The sequence below is a fragment of the Chamaesiphon polymorphus CCALA 037 genome (genome assembly GCF_003003845.1).
Lineage (GTDB): Bacteria > Cyanobacteriota > Cyanobacteriia > Cyanobacteriales > Chamaesiphonaceae > Chamaesiphon > Chamaesiphon polymorphus.
Map to the genome: position 1 here is coordinate 1 of NZ_PVWO01000505.1, position 4,075 is coordinate 4,075.

The 4,075-nt window shown below is 46.4% G+C and carries 4 protein-coding genes; 2 read left to right on the plus strand and 2 right to left on the minus strand.

From position 1 onward, the window contains the following. Nucleotides 1-151 precede the first annotated feature (151 nt). On the plus strand, nucleotides 152-1,051 hold the full coding sequence (locus C7B77_RS25325; protein ID WP_181244030.1) for an SGNH/GDSL hydrolase family protein: 900 nt from the start codon (nucleotides 152-154) through the stop codon (nucleotides 1,049-1,051). Nucleotides 1,052-1,186: 135 nt separating this feature from the next. Here the strand turns inward: C7B77_RS25325 and ald are convergent, their stop codons facing one another. Next, a complete protein-coding gene (ald, locus tag C7B77_RS25330; RefSeq protein WP_106311481.1) occupies nucleotides 1,187-2,275 on the minus strand; it encodes an alanine dehydrogenase in 1,089 nt (362 codons plus the stop codon). Between the two features lie 288 nt (nucleotides 2,276-2,563). Between ald and aat the strand changes: the two genes are divergently transcribed. Then, nucleotides 2,564-3,199, plus strand: coding sequence for a leucyl/phenylalanyl-tRNA--protein transferase (gene aat, locus C7B77_RS25340; RefSeq protein ID WP_106311487.1), 636 nt, complete (start codon nucleotides 2,564-2,566; stop codon nucleotides 3,197-3,199). 93 nt (nucleotides 3,200-3,292) lie between these two features. On the opposite strand, the gene C7B77_RS25345 is transcribed toward aat, so the two are convergent. Beyond that, nucleotides 3,293-3,715 carry a response regulator transcription factor gene (locus C7B77_RS25345; protein ID WP_106311490.1) on the minus strand — a complete coding sequence of 141 codons (423 nt, stop codon included), beginning with the start codon at nucleotides 3,713-3,715 and terminating at the stop codon, nucleotides 3,293-3,295. Nucleotides 3,716-4,075 lie beyond the last annotated feature (360 nt).

Below are 4,075 nucleotides of genomic sequence, written 5' to 3' on the forward strand. Positions count from 1 at the left end.
CTGCTCTCGATCGTGATGGTTGTTAGATATTTAACAAATATGTTCGCAGTTCATACCGATGAATAGCGAAGATCGGACTAGATACAATCGAACTTAGTGCGGCTCCGGTTTGTCGCCTAAATATGCCGATAATCGCTATCCAGACAGCCACATGAAAATATTGTTAATCGTCGGTGGGTTAATTCTGGGCTATGGCCTCATGCCAGTTCGAGCGATCGCGGCAGATTTCAGTCAAATAGTCGTGTACGGAGATAGTCTCTCGGATGTGGGCAACGCTGCAGCTAAAGGGGCAACCCCGCCATCCAGCAGTCAGGGCAGGTTTTCCAACGGCAAACTCTGGATTGAATACCTTGCCGATAGATTGGGAATTGGTAGCGATCGGCGTCAGAATTTTGCCGAAGGGGGTGCAACAACTGGGACGATAAACGTCGGCCAAAAGTATATTCCTAAATTGCTGGGGATCGCCCAACAGGTAAAAAATCATCCGATTAGCGACCCCAATGCACTATATGTCATTTGGGGCGGAGCTAATGATTATTTGCGAGCCACGCCAGCAAATATACCAGATCCCAAAGTCACGATCGGTAATTTGAGCCGCGACATTGGTACTTTAATCGATCGTGGTGCCAAAAATATCTTGGTCGTCAATCTCCCCAATCTCGGCGAGCTACCTAATACCCGAAATCGGCCTACCGCCACACAGCTTACGATTTTAACTCAAGCACATAATGCTGGTTTAGCTGCCAGCATTCGGGATTTAGGGAAGCTGAATCCGCAGATTAAATTAAGTTTGGTAGATGTTAATACTGCATTCAGTCAAGCGATTGTCAATCCTCGCAGTTATGGATTTGACAATGTTACAGAAGGCTGCTTTTCGGTTGGCTGCACTACTCCCAATACCTATTTATTTTGGGATGGTATTCATCCGACGACAGCCGCACATAAGCTGATTGGGGATCTCGCCTTTCAAGCTATCTCAGATTCTACTGCCGATCGAGTTCGGGTCATTGCCTGTCAGGAACCAAATCTCTTCAATACCGTTCGACCATAAATTATTTACTAGTAGTCTACGGCATAAATCCTAGTACTATTTTGGCAAGAGTTGGGAGTTGGGAGTTGGGAGTTGGGAGTTGGGAGAGTAGAGGTAGAGTATGCGCAATGGTTGCTTTACTTATGCCGTCGAGTACTAGCTAGGTAAATCTGGAAAAACCGATTGTACTGCCGGATGTACGATCGACCCACCGCGCACATTTACCCCTTTTGCCAGATTGAGATCTAGTTCCAGAGCTTCTAAACCGCGATCGGCTAGTTTTACTACATAGGGCGCAGTACTATTATTTAAAGCTTGCGTTGCCGTCCACGGTACAGCTCCCGGCATATTCGGTACGCCATAATGTACGACTCCCGCTTCTGTATAAACGGGATTGGTATGTGAAGTGGTGCGGAGCGTCTCAATACAGCCTCCTTGATCGACGGCGACATCGACAATGACGGAACCTGGTTTCATCTGCTCGACTAGAGCCTTAGAGACGAGGATCGGCGCACGTTTGCCCAGAATTAAAACTGCGCCGATGACCAGATCCGCACTGCGGACGCAGATTTCGATATTAGCAGCATTACTATAGAGATAAGTAACGCGCGAACCAAAGATGGTTTCGAGATAGCTCAATCGATCGACATTCACATCCAGAATCGTCACCTGCGCGCCCATACCGACCGCTATTCGCGCTGCTTCAGTGCCGACAATCCCCCCACCGAGGATGGTGACTCGTCCGGGTTGGACGCCAGGGACGCCGCCGAGGAGCACACCACTACCGCCTTGTTGTTTCTCCAGAAATCTCGCGCCAAATTGTACCGATAATCTCCCGGCAATAATGCTCATTGGTGCCAGTAGGGGCAGTTTGCCATCTGGTAATTCTACTGTCTCGTAAGCGATCGCGCTGACACCAGTATCGATCAGTTGTTCGGTGAGGGCACGATTGGCGGCGAGGTGAAGATAGGTAAATAGAATTTGATTTTTTTGCAGGTATGAATATTCACTCGCGAGGGGTTCTTTGACTTTGACAACCATTTCCCGATCCCACGCAGCGGCGGCTGTGGGCACGATCTTGGCTCCAGCTTGGAGATATTCAGCATCGGTAAAGCTAGATCCGTTCCCGGCATTAGTTTCGACGTATACTTGATGTCCGCGATCGCTCAATGTCCGCACGATACTCGGAGTTAATCCGACTCGAAATTCTTGGTCTTTGGTTTCTCTGGGAATGCCAATATCCATGTTTTATGCTTGTGGTTGTCGTCTCACTTACCATCATAATAGAGAGAACACGGGTTTGAGAAAGAGTTGTAGGATACAGTGGGGAGTGGGGAGTTGGGAGTTGGGAGTGAGTAGTCGATCGTGGGCAGTGAATAGTGAATAGTGAATAGTGGATAGTGAATAGTGGATAGTGAATAGTGAATAGTGAATAGTGGATAGTGAATAGTGGATAGTGAATAGTGAATAGTGAATGGTCGATCGACCAAAATCCAAAATCCTGTCTTGTCTCGATCTAAAATCCAAAATCGAATGTCCAACTACTACTTACCCGGAATTATTGCAGGCTACTCGCAGGGTCATTTTTTGATGGCAGACGATGAAGATAGCGATCTTCAGTGGTATTCTAGCAGCGAACACGCGCTGATTCCGCTTGACGATCGCTTTCGCTATCCGACATCGCTGCGGCGTGTCATCAATCAAAACCGCTTTACGGTGAGGATTAATGGAGATTTTCGAGCGGTTGTAGCAGGTTGTGCCGATCGAGATACTACCTGGATTTCGGGCGAACTTCAAGAGATCTACTGGGAACTGTGCCAAGCGGGTTGGGCGTATAGTTTTGAAACTTGGCAAGGCAACGAACTCGCTGGTGGGATTCTGGGGATTGCCATCGGTGCTGCTTTTATCGGCGAATCGATGTTCTTTGAGATTCCCGAAGGCTCAAAAGTTGCGATGGTACACCTTGTCAATCATCTGCGCCGACAAAATTTTCAGCTATTTGATGCCCAAATGACCAATCCTCACCTCGAACGGTTTGGTGCGTATACGATCGATACCAAGGCATATCAAAACTTATTAGCAACAGCGATCGACCAAAAATGCAAATTTATACCTACGGAATATGAATCCGTAGGCATGGGATCGATCGTTAAATTAATTGATAATTGATAATTGGGCTGTGAGGGTGGGGATTTAAACCTAAAACCTAAAGCCTAAAACCTAAAACCTAAAGCCTAAAACCTAAAGCCTAAAACCTAAAGCCTACCCCGCCCGAAGTTGTTGACGATACCGAGAATGGAGCAATAAACTAACTTTGCCGAGTAACTCCTCGATCGCGATTGGTTTACCCAGAAGATCGTCAGCTCCACATTCTAGCCCCAGCGCGGCTTGAGATCGATCGAGTGCCGTAAATAGTAAGATGGGCGTCAGATCCCACTTAGAATTACTTCTAATCCTCCTGGTCATTTCGTACCCATCAATTGTGGGCATATTAATATCGAGAATAATTAGATCTGGCGGCAGGAGTTCCATAATTTGCAGCGCGATTAAGCCGTCGGTGTAAGCGATCGTCTCATATCCTGCTGACGTGAGAATTGCATCGGTTACGGATAGAATTTCCGATGAATCATCAACGATTAGAATTCTACTGGTGTTCGATCTTCCACGATTAACAACTGATTTCATTTATCAAAATTTTTACTTAATAAAAGGGATGGGGTTTAATCTAAATAGGACTAGGAGCAAGTTGGCTCCCAGCAACAGATTACAGACGGTTAATGGATGGTTAACATATGATTAACATTTGTAGCTAAATCTCACAGAGTGAGAGTTGGCTTCGTATCCGACCTTCCACCAGCAACAACTGATTTCACGGCACGGAAATTTTTTAATAAAAAATAATAAAAGGCAATTGTAATATGTAAGTTAACATCATACCCGATCCGATTCCTGCTGAATAGCGATCGGCTAAATTTTCAGATTTGTGACGGAAAGTCCGTTCGTTCTGGCAATCTGCGACGTTGTGAGAGGGAAGGAGGGGGAGAG

Coding starts and splice junctions, on each gene's coding strand:
- C7B77_RS25325 (WP_181244030.1), top strand. CDS start 152: ATGAAAATATTGTTAATCGTCGGTGGGTTAATTCTGGGCTATGGCCTC.
- ald (WP_106311481.1), bottom strand. CDS start 2,275: ATGGATATTGGCATTCCCAGAGAAACCAAAGACCAAGAATTTCGAGTC.
- aat (WP_106311487.1), top strand. CDS start 2,564: ATGTCCAACTACTACTTACCCGGAATTATTGCAGGCTACTCGCAGGGT.
- C7B77_RS25345 (WP_106311490.1), bottom strand. CDS start 3,715: ATGAAATCAGTTGTTAATCGTGGAAGATCGAACACCAGTAGAATTCTA.